The sequence below is a fragment of the Bacillus sp. FSL M8-0350 genome (genome assembly GCF_038593345.1).
In the GTDB taxonomy this organism is placed as follows: Bacteria; Bacillota; Bacilli; order Bacillales; family Bacillaceae; genus Bacillus; species Bacillus safensis.
The window spans coordinates 1,623,127-1,638,229 of sequence record NZ_CP151985.1 but is presented as its reverse complement, the minus strand read 5'-3'; the positions used below and the strand labels follow the sequence as shown (position 1 = coordinate 1,638,229).

The following is a 15,103-nucleotide window of genomic DNA, read 5'->3' as shown; positions in this document are numbered from 1 at the left end:
TCTATTTAAGTACCCGCAATCAATGTATAAATTGGAGCGTCATCTACTCCATTAAATCCACCGATCAGTTCCATTAACTCATCATCGATAAACCCTCCGAATGGTCGGCTATTAATCTTCTGTGCAGTAGATAGCAAAATCATATTTTGCATGACATGTCCTGCCTCCATAAAAACGAAGCGATAAGAACGATGTCCATACTTAAATCGAGAACGCCAAAAATTCGCTGAAATGACTACAGCAAATGCAAAATCTTGAACGGATTCTTCTTGTAACATTATTTTCTCAAATTCTTTTTCAGAGTAATCACCCATTTTAGTCAATCCTTTTCTATACGGATCGAAATGATAAATACCTTTGTCTAAAGAATCCACTTTGTTGGCTACAATAAATAGATCTAGAGGATAAAGTGCCCCGCCAGATGGTATAGGGCGTCTAGGTCCTTCTTTACGCTCTACCAATCCATAACTCTTCTGTAAAACTGTTGAGAGTTGTTCTAATGAAACACTCCCCCCGCTAAAATAATCTGCACTTCTTCGTTCCTGAATGACATCGTCTAAAGATATATTTGTATTTAATGGTTTAGGTAGTAAAATTAAAGGCAGGTCATCAAATCTTTTACTTGCATGTGTAGCAATCTTTTGCAAAGTTTGAGATCGCAGCAGCCCTGCAACACCAGGTGCGTCCCATGCCATTGAACCCCTATAGATTTTTGTTGCCTCAAACCAATTTTCAGAAGGATCATCAAACCGTAATGCTTCGTTTCCATACACAACATCAGCCAAATTAGTAGCATGTCTTTCAATACTATTCATATATTTAATCACCTTTCTACGATATTAAGGAAATGGATGCGGAATTGGATTCAGTTCTTCTAACTTAAAAGGTTTATCTACTAAACCTAAATGATAAGAATGTTTTAAAATTCGTTCTCCGCCCAACATTCTACCTCTATAAAGAACGTCAATCGGTTTATATCCAGGAATAATTGATTTTACGACATAGGCACCAGCATCTTTTATATCAGGGCTGGTTAAATCAAAAGTTGCCACATGATATCCTTGTTTTGATAAATGACTGACAAGGTTAGTCCATAGAATGTCTGGAGAACGATCATCAAACGGTGCATAGTCTTTAACGTCCACTAATTTCTCACTTGCTGTTAAAAAATCAGCTTCTTTCACAATAGCTGTTCCCGCATAGAGTTTAATATGATCTTCAAAACTGTTAATATCTCGATGATAATATACATCCACTAAGGCGTTCCCTAATCGTTGTTCTGTTTTTACCCAAGTTCTTGTATACATTCCCTCTATCGCAGCTTTCTCACATGCTCTTTCAATTGAATGAGCAGAGGCCGCGCCAATAGCAAATGGAGCTAAATCTGTATGAGGATTTCTTATCACTGCCAAAATAGTAGGAACACCAGAAAAAATGCTCATGTCTACTAAATGCAAATCAAGAGAAGTAGGTTTAATATATCTTTCATAGAAGTGTTTTAATCTAGGTGAGGTATTAATATCGATCTGCGGTAAACTTAACTTATTGTACCAAGTAAGCATAAATGCATCTCTTTCAATTGTTTCAAATAAACCTGAGATTGCCGCTTCTTGATATGTAATACCACAAGCTAGTCCATTACTAGTTGCATGACCAATATTGGGGTCTCCTGGCCACTCAGTATAGTTTGCAATATGAATTAATTGAGCAGGCGTCCAAACTTCTTCATTATTTTCAGCAATATGACCTTTTCTCCACCATAATTTTGTATCTTCATTCCATCTATCATGAGGAAAATTCGGGTCTTCATATTGAGTGACAGCATACATCTCCCACTTATCAAAGCCAATTACTGATTTGCCTTCATTGATTAAGTCCTTTTGAGTACCAAAACATACAACATCAGAGTTTAAAGGTAAATAAGCGGCACTATATCTTTCCACCGTTTCACCTATAGCTGCTAATCTGGCTGCAGCTGGATTAGCAGATCCTCCCCCATTATAAGAATTAGACGGTACCCCAAATAAAATATTGCTGTCTGTACCATGCGCTCCATATGAATGACCCCATATATCATCAACGTCTCTGAGTTTTCTATACTCTCTACGGACTATCCCAACATAAGGATCTGCCAATTGGTCGAGTATTTCCCATGACTCTTCTAACGTTGTCCATTTATTAGCCATAATTAATTATTCACCTCACCATGAAACCAAACTTGAGGAAAACCTGTATCTGCAGCTGGGGAACACTTCGGGCATCTAGGTACTCTATAGACACGATGATGATTAAATGAGACACCTTTATCATCTAAATTAATTGTTGTAAATCCACCTGGTATTGCACTTGGTGCGTAATCTTTTAGTGTGAGCCATTCTAAAATTAAATTACTTGCAATTCCGATTTGAACTAAATGAATCGGCATATGATAAACCGGTTTCTTTTCAGGATTTATAGGCTTTATTTTCATTAAGTCTGAACGCAATACTTCGTCAGAAAAGTTTGCTGACTTTCGAAGGTTATAGCAATGTAAACAAGCTGATTGATGTGGTATGAAAAATGGACCTACCCAAGATGTCTGTCCATCATATGGCACAATGCTCAACCAAGGTATGTGGTCTTCTAATGCTAGATCATTTATTTCTTCAAAAATCGGGTCTAAATGAGAGTTGCCAATAGCAACCCTGATATCCGGCTGCTTATTTAATTCTCCTTTAAGCACTACATGTAGCCCTGCCTCTTGCAAATGACGAATAAATTCAGCAGCAACTGGATTATGATCTCGCGTAATAACTTCAACAATTCCTGTTTTTAAACGATCTAGTATATCTTCAACCAATACTTGTCCACCGGCTCTTTCATAAGACAAAAGCGCCGTCAAATCAAAGTTCATATCCGTCTTAACACACATTCCGTTTGTAACTAAAAATTCGAGGACATGTTTTAATTGATCACTCTCTACTTCGAAATTCTCCTCTAGTTCTTTAATCGAAACCCCATTATCTTCCGTGAGATAATTAGAAATTTCTTGAATAAATTCAATAATTCCGTCACCTTCAATTTTGGTGACAGTTTGCGCTTTTAAACCAATCAAACTGTCTTCTAGTTTACCTAGCGTAATGTGTGGTGCTAATTTATACCTCGTCATTTCTTGGTCTTTGACAAACATATATTATTCCTCCTTTAAGAATAATTAATTTGTATTTTAGATAATTGGGCCCGAGTTGGGGGGTGACCAATTATTTGTTCAAGCGTGTTCGTAAATGGCTGTAATTGTTTTGAAGAAGAAGCTTCTTGAAAACCGACTAACCATTCTAATACGTCTAAAGGCATATTGTTCTGGGACAATATTGATATGACCTCTTCTTTACTTTTACAATATAATTCAATTTTCATATTTAAATCCTCTTCAAAAATATCCTTCAGCCTACTCATACTTACTAACTCTGGTCCTGTTAAATCATATGCCTTTCCAGCACGATTCCTAACATCTTTTTTAGGGATTAAACATGCCTTTACAACATCTTTTGTATTGATCCAATTAACTCCCTCGGGAGAAAATGCAGTTATTAATTTACCAGTAGCACCTGCCCATCCTCTATAAAGTTCTATATTGATATCAAGCGGTGAAGTCCTATAAAGTATGCTATTCTGATAGATTTTCAATAATTCACTTTCAAGAGAACCTAGTTCATCCTCAACAGTATGCCTTCTATTAGATAAAATAATCGTTTCCGTTTGAAAATCAGTATTATTTATAAAGTATTCTTTGTCATAACTAACAGCCCCGCCCAAATCGATTATTTGAGCAGGATAGTCTTCATACTCAACTTTCATCTTCTCTAAATAGGCTTTGATTGGTTCTCTAATACCGACATAATGAATACTCATAAAGAGCCCCCTCTTTCCCGATCACATTGGGATAAAATGGTTAAAATCTAAGTGAATCAACTTATAATAGAAAAAGTAATCTTCTATTCGAGTTCTTCATAACATAGTAACCTCAACTTTTTTCATACATTTAATTAACTTAATATCTAAATACCCAAAATATTTGATCCAAAATAACGCCGCCCTTCAATCAAAAAAACAACATTAAGACCATATAAACCCTTTAAATACACAAAATTTTAAATATAGTATTATTTTCCATAGTCATATTAAACCACACTTTTTCAGGGTTATCAACGAACTTTTCAGAAAATATAAAACTTTCACACTTAATCATTGACAAATAAAGACTTATGAACCATCATATGTAATATATCAACTACATATCTATGTTGATAAATTTTAAATAAGGAGGTCTAAAGATGACTAAAATTACAATCCCAACTGCTTTGGCCGCTAAGGTACATGGGGAAGGTCAACATTTATTCGAACCAATGGCTGCGCGCTGCACTTGCACAACAATCATCTCAAGTTCTTCAACTTTCTAATCAACTTTAGTTTTTCGACATATCATTGAAAAGATCGCTCGCCCACCTAGCAAAGAAGACTTAGCTGGGTGGGTGGGCATCTTTTATTTAAAAATAGAAGTTCTCCACATTTATTTTGCTTAACGAAAACCTTGCATTAAACTTTCATATCATGTTAATGGGGCAGCAAGAGATAGTGAATAAAACAAAAATAAAAGGCTATTGAGATTTTTCTCAATAGCCCCTGCTGTATTAAATATCGATTACTTCCACACCGCTTAAATCTGCCCCTTCTCCTTCTAAAATATGATAAGTCATTTTATCCATTGTCGCTCCAATAAAGTTTAATTTTTTAATCGTACATGATTTAAAATTAACATTGATTAATTTAGAATTCTCAAAAGAAATGTTTTTAAAATAACAATTTTCAAATAAAACATTGATTAAAGATGATTCATCAATACTAATGTTGGGTAAATGACAGCCATATAAGGATGAATTCGTTATCTCACAATGTTCAAAATGAGATTGAGTCAAATCACTCTTTTCAAAGGTAGTTGAGGAAATTTTAGAATGGCTAATATTAACTTTTCTCAGATAACACCCATTAAAATCTGAATGACTCATTACTTTTTGTACAATCGATAGTCCCTTAAAATCGCACAACTTATATTTAACATTTATAAATGTTAACCATTCTAAATCAGCATTAACAAATATTTTTTTCACGTGCTCTACGCGGTTATGATCATCAATTACTAATGTATGATTATCAATGCTTATTTCGCCTGATTTCAGCTTTTCAATAAGCATATCCTGAACCTCTGCATCTTTTAATCCATCATTTTCGAGTTTTAATTTAACATTTCCAAGCAGCTCTAATAATTCTTTTTTCTTTTCTTCATATGTTTTGTCTTTTTTATATGGGCGAAAACAACTTTCAACATACAGTTCTAACTCTTCACTTAACATTGCCTCACTCCTTTTTTTACAGACAGCATACATGCATTGATTTGGCGGCGCATAACATTTAGCTGAAATTTTTAGTGACTAGCCTCTGGCTCTCTTTATATATTTTTTATAGCCAACCAACGAAAGAATAAACCCTAACAGTGTATAGCCTATAAGGACTGCTGTTACTAAGATCAAATTCTCTCCTCCTGGTAGTGTTGATACTGATTGCACTAAGCCTTGATGTGCCCAATACTGCGGGAAGAGCATACCAATTATTTTGAGATAACTAGGTAATTGATCAAATGGAGTCCATAAACCACAAGCAACTGCTGTCCCTAAAGCAATCATGTTTGTCATCACTAAGCCTGTATTCTCAGTTTTAGCAAATGCAGCGATGGCAACTCCCCATGAAGTCACTTGCATTGATAATAGGACAACTACTAAGAAATACGAGCTGTATTGTGTTATTTCAATACCATATAAATAAACCCCTAAAATGGTTAACAACAAAACTTGAAATAAGATAATAATAAAAAACGGAACGCACTTTCCAAGAAAAAAATGATGCGGCTGTAAAGGAGTACTTGCCAGCCTTGCCACAATTCCTTTCTCACGATCTTTTACAAAACTAATGACAATTGAAATAATGACAAATGTGGAGAAAAACACGCTCATCCCTGTCACTGATTGAGAAGCAACCAATGTTTTTTGTGCTTGAGAACTACCTGATGTAAATAATTCTATTAAAAGAATAATTGAAGCAACTGGTAATAAAATGGTCCAGAACAACAATGATCGATCTTTCACCTGTTTTATAGATTCGATGCGGACTAGTGGCCACATAAAAATCACTCCCGTTATATTCATTTGATTCCCTTCTATACAACTCTTAAATAATTACATTTTTTATTTATTTTACCATTTGCGGATGTGGCGAACTAGAATTAGTCAAATAATGTTGACTAATTACTTATGATTTTAAATCTACGGTACACACAAATTAATTCTGTTCGTTAGATTTTGATGCTCTTTCTACATCAGTCACTCTTATAAGAAATTGAAATACGAGAGTGGTTTTCATTCATAAAGGGCATTTTTATTGTAATTGATCACGTAAATCTGTTCCTGTTAATTGAAAAAAGACATCTTCAAGTCTCGGTCTGTACAAAGATAATTGTTGGGGAACCAATGATTCCTTCTTACTCAGTTTAGCCAAATCTTCTAAAGTATCTAATGGTTTTGTAGTTTTAACTAACACTCCACCTTGATAAGTTACAAAATCATACCCGAGATTAGTTAATGTTTTATTAGGAATCTTAGATTCAAAAAAGACTGATGTTTCTGCGTAACGATTCAAAAGCTCATCTATTTTGCCTTCTTCAACAATGTTCCCTTTATCAATGAAAGCCACATAATCACATAAACTCTCTATTTCCTCCATATAATGACTAACATAGATAATAGTTCTTCCCTCTTCCTTCAATTTGTTAATGATGTCGAAAATATAACGTCTTGATTGAGGATCTACCCCCACTGTCGGTTCATCTAAAAGAATTAACTTAGGAGCATGCATTAAAGCGCAGCCAATATTCAAACGGCGTTTCATTCCTCCTGAAAAGCTTTCAACGATATCATTTGCTCTTTCCCACAATCCTACATCTTTTAGTGTTTTTTCTACTCTTTCATCTAATGTTTTCCCTTTTAAACCATAAATTTGTCCAAAAAACTCCATATTTACTTTAGCTGTTAATTTTTCCTCTAAGCTGATGTCTTGCGGTATGTAGCCGAGCGCACTTTTAGATTCACCAACATGCTCAACTTTGCCTTCATATGATTTAATGATGTGAGAGATAATTTTCATCAAGGTTGATTTACCAGACCCATTTGGACCTATTAATCCATAACAAACTCCTTCTGGAATCGTTAATGTAACACTTCTTAACGCTTGGGAAGTTCCATATTTTTTACTGACGTTTTCTATTTGCAACATTCGGCACCCTTTCCTTTCATCTCATTTATTTTTTAAAATGGCTTCAATAACACTCAAATATTCTTTGTAGGCTTGCTCTCCCAAATCTGTTATACTAACGATTGTTTTTGGTTTTTTATCCACAAAGGTCTTTGTAATTAGCACATAGCCTGCTTCCTCTAATTTTTTTAAATGCGAGCCCAAATTACCATCTGTTACAGATAAAGAACTTTTTAAGAAGCTAAAATCACATTTTTCATAAATCATTAATAAACTCATAATCCCTAACCGAACTTTTGGATGGATTAAATCATTTAAACTATTGACATTACTCATTTCCTTGTCCTTTTCTTTTTAAAATCACACCAGTTAATAACAAACTTCCTCCACCTATAAAAGCGAAGATAATGTTCATTAAACTAGGAAATAATAAAAATGTAGTTACACCTAAAACACTTAGCCAGAACCCCATAATAAAGATCTCTTTAGCCAGAACAATACCTAAGAGTAAATACATGATGGAAACCAATAAAACAACATAGAAGGGTAAATTATTTAATGTATATGGTAATAAACCAACACATATTAAAAAAATAAAGATACCTAAAATGATTCCAATACCAAGCCATGTGTATTGCAATTGAGTTCTTAAAAACAAGGGCATCGGTATCATTTTCTTTTGTTTAAAATAAGTAGTTAAAGTGATAACCCAGCCAGCAATGCCTAAAATAAGCCAAAAGACAGCTGCAGTTATAGAATGAGCAAAAAGTAAAGGTATTGAATATCCCATTATCCAAATAAGGCCCCAAATGATAAAATAAATACTGGTTTGTTTACAATACTCTGTTTTATAGTTTGTAATCGTCTTGATATGAGATAAATTCTCTAATATTTCTGAATTATTAAATTTTTCATTAGACATAAATAAACTCCTCTTCCACAAAGAACTCTGTACTACAGAGTATAGAATTAAATTTCCATTTAGTCAAGTTATTGGAAATACCTTTTTATGAATTAAAATAAATATAACCACCCCCTTCCTTTCAACGAAATCTCATAAATACCTTCTGCTTCTTGATCGTTTCTGGAACTTGGTCTCATAACCGCTTCATATTTCAAGAAATTTAAATATAGAAAAAGTGATAAATATTCTGTCTGAAAAGTAAGAATTACTAATTGGAGTGAGCTATATAAACAGTTCCTTATTCAGCAGGCATTCGTCATCGGTTCTTTTCATTCATTCTTTTCGCATGTTCACTGATAAGTGCTGCCTCCCTGCTCCCTTTTATGATGCGGAAACCGTCATAATCCGGATAGAGCGAATCATCGTCCTGAATGCTTGTTAAAATCCAAAATTGACTGCCAGCCCCTCCGAGCCGCTCAACTGCTGACAGCCAGCTTTGGTATACGTCAGGACGAGCTGATTGATTTTGATAGCCAAACTCTTCTAGCACAACTGGCTTTCCGATTGAATTCCCGCGGGTGATATGGTCTTCGATCCATTTCACTCCCCAGGCAGCAGACTTGCTCCAGTGATCTGGGTACAGATGATAGGTTCCATAATCGATATTAGGAAGAGATGTTAAACGGTCCCAATCGACGCCTTCTCCTCCACCGTAAAACCAATCTTCATGTCCTGGTATGCGAAAGAATCCTTCATCTCCTACTGCAACAAGATGGTGACGATCCAGCGATTTGATCCATGTACTCATTTCATATGCCCATTTGACAAGTACATTTCCCGTGGGATCTGACTGCATCCGCGGCTCGTTGGCTAATTCCCAAGTCATAATAGCTGGATCGTCTTTATATTGAACACCTGTATACGTATTGGTTCTTTCTAATACATAACGCACATAATTTTTGTATGCTTTTTGAATACGAGGATCTGTATAAAAAGCATCATGCGATTCTGCCCCGAACCACTTCACATATTGATTCATCCCACCAAAGTCATCCCAATTGTTCACTAGTGGGATCACAAGCTTTATTCCTTCCTGTCCTGCTTTATAAATCGCATAATCTAGTTTTTGAAAACCAGATTCTTCATAGACGCCTGGACTAGATTGTAAGACTGAGTTCTCTTGAGGGGCCCCGTCGTGAAAGCCCCAAATTCGTATGACCTTTAAATTCATTGCTTTCATATCATCGAACACAGCATCTACCATTTTTTTAGATTTGTAATGGAAATAGTAATTATTTGTGCCGGCGAAGTAAAATGGTTGATTGTTCAGCGTAAATTGTGTACCAGACGTCTGCACATAAGCGGCGGCCTTCATCGTAAGCGAAAACCAGCCAGACCATATAGCGGCTACAAGTATGAAGCAAGACACTCTTTGAGCCAACTTTTTCATTTACATTCTCCTCACAATCTATCTCTATCCTTCTTGAGGCAGGATCACATCTAGTTGATACGGTGTTTGTTCATTTGAATCAAGTGCAATCGTCTGCTGTTTCAACATTTTACTTTCTTTACCGATTCGAATTTCATATGTTCCGTGAAATGCTGGACATTTCACATGGCCATTAGCATCTGTTTTTTCAACTCTTTGGGTCGTCCACTCATTTAGAAGCTTTTCATAACGTCGGCCTGCTTCATTTAAAGACCAATCATAATTCACGATGGCTGCATGTTCACCTCTCCAATGGGCACCTGCCCAAAATCCCCACATCAGCACTCCTTTTACGGCTGGATGACTAAATGCGACGCGATATAAAGCCTCCAGGTTATCCGCTCTTCTATTAGGGTCAGGGTGAACAGAATCGTACTCTGTGACCCATATTGGAAGACCAAGCTCAGCCAGCACATCGAGCCTCTCTTTGACAATGACTGGATCGACCCGTTCTTCAAAATGGCCTTGAACCCCAATCGCCTCAATAGGTGCGCCTAACTGACGCAGTTCATTGATATGCGCTTTATAGGCATGGTGTTCACCATAAGAGATCACATTATAATCATTCACAAACAATAGTGCTTGAGAGTCAATTTTTTTCGTTTCTTCATACATCCACTTCCAAATAGTTTTCCCAAAGCGATCTTTAAAAAATGAACCATGCATCATTTCATTGTTTACATCCCAATGACGGAACCTTCCCTTAAAGTGATTGCCCGCATGCTCAAGCCGGTTTTTCATGGCTTCATATACTTCGTGATTCGGCAGTGACCTTAGCCAGCTTGGATTCGCATCCTCTACCTCCCAAAATAAAGCGTGCCCCCTCACTGGAAGCTGATGTCGATCTGCAAAATTCAGCATCGCATCTGCTTTTTCGTAGGTGATTTTCCCTCTTTCTGGCTCATTCGCATACCATTTTGCTTCATTTTCAAAAACAGCCCAATTAAAATGCTTTACGAAAAAATCAGCATATTGTTGATTAAATAACACTTGATCATTCATCGCTGAACCAAAGGCGAATTCATGTCTGATTTGCTTTATTTCAACCTCTATACCTGCTATTGGCTTTTTTTCGCCGTTTGTCACGTTGATCACAAGATCTCTTTGTCTATGCTCTGAGATTCGATCATCCGCCTCTTTTTTCCACATCAGATTTTCCTGCCCATTTTCGCCTCTATTGAATGAATGATGAAGAAAGCTTCTTTCTTTGACCATGTGAAATCACCCTTATCTTCATTGGATTGATATTACTAATCAAACTGCCGGCTAGAAGCCGGCAGCTTGATTTTAACCTCTTAGTTGATCAGACGATGGTATTCAGCATAGGCAGTGGCCATATCCACTTGAGACCAGAAGCGGTGATAAGTGAAAACTGGTGCGCCATTCTCCCATTTGCCTGTAGCTTCATTAAATGAAGACTGATATTTACTTTCGAGTGAAGACCATGCTGGATCTTGTTTAATCTTCGGACGAAGATCAGCAAAACTCGTATAGACCCCATTCCCTCCTCGCTGCGGGTCAGAAGGAATGGTGCTGGCTCCAGGAATCTGATTTCCTTGACCAAATGTCCCATTCCATCCATTTGGGAAATACACTTCTTTTCTAAAGAAACGGTCATAGTCTTCTCTATCTTCCTCTGTCACTATGCCGACGCCATCATTGTAATTCCATGCAACCTCTAGGAGCTGCGCGGCTGCATCTTTCGCTCTTGCACCAAGCGCTGTATAATCACCTGTTTCCTGCTTTGTGGCTGCAGCAAAGAATATCAAAGCTTTGGCTAGACTTCCTAATACGCCCGTATCCTGAGTCGGATCTTTAGTTACAGCTGTTAAATTTGGATTTCCTGTTGCAGACTGGAACCCATTCCAAGTATCAGGCTGTCCGCTCCAAGCAATATTTCCAGGAAGCCAAAACTCTCCAGGCGCACTTGTTGTAGCAACCGAAACATTCGTTCCCCCTAGAATTCTCTGTCCTTGCTCATCTAAGAAATAACCCTCTTCATCCGACACAGGACGGCTGCCGATAAAAATGTAATCTAAGGCATAGCTGACCCATTTTGTTATGACAGATTTGGCCATTTGGACATTTTCAGATGTTTTGTCGCCATCTTTTACAAAAATATAATAAAGCTCTGCTACGCGCTCCATTGGCCACGCCTGCATTCCAAACCAGTTATTTGAAGGCGGGTCAAGGTAAACAGGTGCATCTTCATATGCCATATCATAAAAAGTACTTCTTCCTGCTGGATAAGCGCTATAGTCCCCATTCCAGCTATTGGTTGCGCCTCCTGCTATGGCTCCTTCTTTCGATTGAAGCCATACGTAAAATTCAAGCTGTCTCTTTAAGGTTTTTTCCCAATCGCTTGCCCCTGTTGACGAAGATGGCTTTAAGCCTCCTTTATCAGAGGATAAAGCATAAGCGGCGACAGGATTTTGATATCCCTGATGACAATGGCTCGCTCCGATACGCCATGACCAGTTTGCATACTCCCCAAGTCCTCCGCCCCAAGAGGTATACCACGCCATTAAGTAATGACAGGCGCCCTTTCCGTTTCCAGGATACGGATTCCCCTGCTTCCCGCTTCCAATCGTTTGAAAATATTTATCGTACATGCCGTAACGGAGGAAATCCCCCATTTTTTTCGCTTTATCAAGATAAGTTGACTGATTATAGCCGAGCTCCTTTGCCCAATACATCGCTTGTATCGCACGCGCATCAGCATCCGTTGCATTCGTATAGCGCCACTGGGCAGCTGGAGCTTGATTTTCTTTTGTGAACAAGCTCATAAAGCCTTCATTCGGCTTACCAAAAGATTTATCATCCTGTGATGGATGAGGGATGGACTCCCATACAGATTCTTGCGGACCACGCTGGAATGTGTTCACATAGGCAGCTGTATGTGATGGGTTGAGCAAGTTGCCATAGCCATACCAGTTATCTACGTCAAGGAGCCAGTGCATTAAATACGTTTCATTCGTCCCATAGGTTGATTTCAATTCACTATCAATTGGATCTTGACCAGCAGGACGAGCACCGGTCAGCTGGCTTGGGTATTGATCCGGAAATGGTTTCTCTGCTGCGTATGTGGCTGGGCTGGACGGATTATAAGCGTTCATATGCGGCTGCTCATCATGTCCATCTTCATTGACTGGGATGATGTACTTCTCCATATTGTCCCAAGCTGCCTCTAATTTGCTCCAGTCCCCTGTGTAATGTCCGTACAGCACCTCAAGCCACAGCCAATAGCTATACGCTTCTGAAGTTGTCATATGTCCGTAATCAGGTGCTTCACAAATGAGCGTCTCGATTGAATGATACGGAATTCCTTCTGGTGAAAAATATCCATTCGCATCGCTTTTGATTTGATGATAAAGCGTTAAAAACCGTTCTTTGTTTGACAAGTCCTTCACCCTTTCAATAAAATCATTGTTTTTTTATTTGTCTGGAAGTGTGCCAAATACTAAAACACCATCGTCAAAGACGGGAATCTTTGTTGTTTTTTGCATATTGGATGTTAATCCTTGATAGGAATAATCATTTGAGGCATCCCATATATTCGATCCATTTGGAGCAGATAATCGAAATTGTATTTCCTTCTTATGCTCAGATTCTCCTGTAGGAGAAATGGCTACGCCCGTAAAATCGATTTCTGCAAAATAGACGCGGCTTGATGCGTCATATACTTTTAAAGGCGATAAGGAAGCGCCTTCATTGTAGGCTGCTGTCACTTGAATATCCTTTTCAGTGAATCCCTTTGCAAAAACTTCGCTCAGATTGACGTAATATCTAAAAGATAGTGTTTGACTGCTTCTTGCCGGCCAGCCGGACCTGTTGTACAGCACTGCTTTCACTTGAGTAGATGTTGTATCGTTATGCATCACAGCTGCCTCTACAAAAAACTCATCCTCCACTTGTTCTTTAGGCGGGAAATTTGGCAGCTTTGATTGCCCTTCACCAAACAGCTGCACCATTTTGGCGATATTTCCAGTAAAGGCGGCATTATAATCGGTCGCCACCTCGTTAGATATATAATCAGAGATGTCATCATCATATTGATCCTGTGCATTAGGACCCCCTACAAGCGCTCCATAAAGAGTGTGCCGGTGAGATGGAGGATTTGTCAGCTGGTTAGACCATGAGCCATGTGCAGTACGGTGGTGCGGGTGCTTCGGCGGATTTTGGCCAAACCCAACGACGTAGCTTCTATTCAGTGGATTATCACCTAACATATAGTGGGTTTGCTTAATCGCAAACGATTGGTATCGATTTTTCTTTTCTTGATCAGATACCCAATCAGCATAGACAAAGGCTAAAAATGCTGCATTGGCGGCATAACGAAGTGAACCCCATTGATCCAGCCATGCCAAGCCGCCAGGCGTATAGGTGATTCTTTCTACTTTTCCATTTTGAACAAGACCTGTGGTCCAGTAATCAAGATTGCGCTCTGTTGATTCTATAAATCTGTTTTCTTTCGTAATTCTTGCTAGTAAGATTTGTGAAGCAAAAAAAGTATTGTCCCATGACATGGTAAACGTATAATCCCAATCCTTCGGCCATTCCTCTACCGCTTTTAATGCTTTGTTTAAATAGGTTTCTTCATTTGTCGCCAAGTACAGCCAGATTCCACCCCAAATAAGTTCGTCAACATAGCCGCTCCAGGAGTTGTAAAATGGCTGGGCATTGGTGACACAATCTGTATATTTGCCGCGATACCTGTCAGCAAATGCATATAGCTGTTTGGCGTGTGTTAAAAGCTTTGCTGCATAGGACGCATCTGTTTCTTTAAAAATGATAGAACCTGCTGCTAAAGCCGCCGCAGTTTGTGCAGCTACTTCTGTGCCAGGACAATGTTCATCAATTTTAAAAGCTGGCCGGTTCATCGGCATCACTTCTGCTGGCCCCCACCAAGCATGATCGGCGTTTCCATCACCCACTTGCGCCCAAAATTCATTCGGTCCTGTATGTGCTTTCAAAAAATAATCTGTTGCCCACTTGATTTGATCTAAGATCTCATCAAGCAATTCTGCTTTTTCATAAGCTTCTCGGTATTCATATACTGTCCATGCAAGCACGGCTGCTGAGTAAGCCATCGGAAGTCCAAATTTCACATGATCTCCTGCATCATACCAGCCGCCAGTTAAGTCATGCCCAACATCCTTCCCGTCCTCTAGTCCAGAATCTCCCCGCCAGTTAAGACGATTGCTTTCCGGAAGCCGGCCTGACCGCTGCGCTTCATAAAACAGCATGGATTTTTGTAAAACCTCTACATAGTTGTAAGATGCCATTTCTCTATCGCTCACCCCTTCTTTTTAGTGAAACATTGATCAATAGACGCAACCGCCTCCTTTCTATCCTTCGTTTCGTGATCT

The 15,103-nt window shown here is 38.2% G+C and carries 13 protein-coding genes; all 13 read right to left on the bottom strand.

The annotated features are described in order from the left end of the window. Positions 1-5: 5 nt before the first annotated feature. The 13 genes from NSS80_RS08335 to NSS80_RS08275 all read right to left on the bottom strand — a co-directional run bounded on the left by NSS80_RS08335 (position 6) and on the right by NSS80_RS08275 (position 15,019). The gene (locus NSS80_RS08335) at positions 6-815 is read right to left on the bottom strand and encodes a SagB/ThcOx family dehydrogenase (RefSeq protein ID WP_034281835.1); all 810 of its coding nucleotides are present in this window, start codon (positions 813-815) and stop codon (positions 6-8) included. Positions 816-839: 24 nt separating this feature from the next. Continuing rightward, on the bottom strand, positions 840-2,186 hold the full coding sequence (locus NSS80_RS08330) for a YcaO-like family protein (protein WP_317222039.1): 1,347 nt from the start codon (positions 2,184-2,186) through the stop codon (positions 840-842). A 2-nt stretch (positions 2,187-2,188) separates the two neighbouring features. After that, positions 2,189-3,169 carry a TOMM precursor leader peptide-binding protein gene (locus tag NSS80_RS08325; RefSeq protein WP_034281831.1) on the bottom strand — a complete coding sequence of 327 codons (981 nt, stop codon included), beginning with the start codon at positions 3,167-3,169 and terminating at the stop codon, positions 2,189-2,191. Positions 3,170-3,183: 14 nt separating this feature from the next. After that, positions 3,184-3,891: a protein involved in maturation gene (locus NSS80_RS08320; protein ID WP_046310966.1), complete on the bottom strand. Its 708-nt coding sequence runs from the start codon at positions 3,889-3,891 to the stop codon at positions 3,184-3,186. A 779-nt stretch (positions 3,892-4,670) separates the two neighbouring features. Continuing rightward, positions 4,671-5,390, bottom strand: a complete 720-nt coding sequence (locus tag NSS80_RS08315; RefSeq protein ID WP_342498455.1) for a pentapeptide repeat-containing protein — start codon at positions 5,388-5,390, stop codon at positions 4,671-4,673. A gap of 78 nt (positions 5,391-5,468) precedes the next feature. Beyond that, positions 5,469-6,239 (bottom strand): ABC transporter permease, encoded by a 771-nt coding sequence (locus tag NSS80_RS08310; protein ID WP_227001718.1) that lies wholly within the window; start codon positions 6,237-6,239, stop codon positions 5,469-5,471. Positions 6,240-6,468: 229 nt separating this feature from the next. Continuing rightward, positions 6,469-7,362 (bottom strand): ABC transporter ATP-binding protein, encoded by an 894-nt coding sequence (locus tag NSS80_RS08305; protein ID WP_034281828.1) that lies wholly within the window; start codon positions 7,360-7,362, stop codon positions 6,469-6,471. Between the two features lie 21 nt (positions 7,363-7,383). Further along, positions 7,384-7,677: a transcriptional regulator gene (locus NSS80_RS08300; RefSeq protein ID WP_098676882.1), complete on the bottom strand. Its 294-nt coding sequence runs from the start codon at positions 7,675-7,677 to the stop codon at positions 7,384-7,386. Next, positions 7,670-8,263 (bottom strand): hypothetical protein, encoded by a 594-nt coding sequence (locus NSS80_RS08295; RefSeq protein ID WP_034281824.1) that lies wholly within the window; start codon positions 8,261-8,263, stop codon positions 7,670-7,672. The genes NSS80_RS08300 and NSS80_RS08295 overlap by 8 nt, the downstream gene beginning before the upstream one ends. Positions 8,264-8,561: 298 nt before the next feature. Further along, positions 8,562-9,695, bottom strand: coding sequence for a cellulase family glycosylhydrolase (locus tag NSS80_RS08290; protein WP_317222041.1), 1,134 nt, complete (start codon positions 9,693-9,695; stop codon positions 8,562-8,564). A 24-nt stretch (positions 9,696-9,719) separates the two neighbouring features. Beyond that, positions 9,720-10,949 (bottom strand): endo-1,4-beta-xylanase, encoded by a 1,230-nt coding sequence (locus tag NSS80_RS08285; protein WP_252050430.1) that lies wholly within the window; start codon positions 10,947-10,949, stop codon positions 9,720-9,722. Between the two features lie 80 nt (positions 10,950-11,029). Next, complete coding sequence (locus tag NSS80_RS08280) at positions 11,030-13,135, bottom strand: glycoside hydrolase family 48 protein (RefSeq protein WP_034281817.1); 2,106 nt, start codon at positions 13,133-13,135, stop codon at positions 11,030-11,032. Between the two features lie 33 nt (positions 13,136-13,168). Next, the gene (locus NSS80_RS08275) at positions 13,169-15,019 is read right to left on the bottom strand and encodes a glycoside hydrolase family 9 protein (RefSeq protein ID WP_317222042.1); all 1,851 of its coding nucleotides are present in this window, start codon (positions 15,017-15,019) and stop codon (positions 13,169-13,171) included. Positions 15,020-15,103: the final 84 nt, after the last annotated feature.

Excerpts from the sequence above, each read along its gene's own strand:
- NSS80_RS08295 (WP_034281824.1), bottom strand. The coding sequence starts at position 8,263 with ATGTCTAATGAAAAATTTAATAATTCAGAAATATTAGAGAATTTATCT.
- NSS80_RS08300 (WP_098676882.1), bottom strand. The coding sequence starts at position 7,677 with ATGAGTAATGTCAATAGTTTAAATGATTTAATCCATCCAAAAGTTCGG.
- NSS80_RS08305 (WP_034281828.1), bottom strand. The coding sequence starts at position 7,362 with ATGTTGCAAATAGAAAACGTCAGTAAAAAATATGGAACTTCCCAAGCG.
- NSS80_RS08315 (WP_342498455.1), bottom strand. The coding sequence starts at position 5,390 with ATGTTAAGTGAAGAGTTAGAACTGTATGTTGAAAGTTGTTTTCGCCCA.
- NSS80_RS08325 (WP_034281831.1), bottom strand. The coding sequence starts at position 3,169 with ATGTTTGTCAAAGACCAAGAAATGACGAGGTATAAATTAGCACCACAC.
- NSS80_RS08335 (WP_034281835.1), bottom strand. The coding sequence starts at position 815 with ATGAATAGTATTGAAAGACATGCTACTAATTTGGCTGATGTTGTGTAT.
- NSS80_RS08275 (WP_317222042.1), bottom strand. The coding sequence starts at position 15,019 with ATGGCATCTTACAACTATGTAGAGGTTTTACAAAAATCCATGCTGTTT.
- NSS80_RS08285 (WP_252050430.1), bottom strand. The coding sequence starts at position 10,949 with ATGGTCAAAGAAAGAAGCTTTCTTCATCATTCATTCAATAGAGGCGAA.
- NSS80_RS08310 (WP_227001718.1), bottom strand. The coding sequence starts at position 6,239 with ATGAATATAACGGGAGTGATTTTTATGTGGCCACTAGTCCGCATCGAA.
- NSS80_RS08320 (WP_046310966.1), bottom strand. The coding sequence starts at position 3,891 with ATGAGTATTCATTATGTCGGTATTAGAGAACCAATCAAAGCCTATTTA.
- NSS80_RS08290 (WP_317222041.1), bottom strand. The coding sequence starts at position 9,695 with ATGAAAAAGTTGGCTCAAAGAGTGTCTTGCTTCATACTTGTAGCCGCT.
- NSS80_RS08330 (WP_317222039.1), bottom strand. The coding sequence starts at position 2,186 with ATGGCTAATAAATGGACAACGTTAGAAGAGTCATGGGAAATACTCGAC.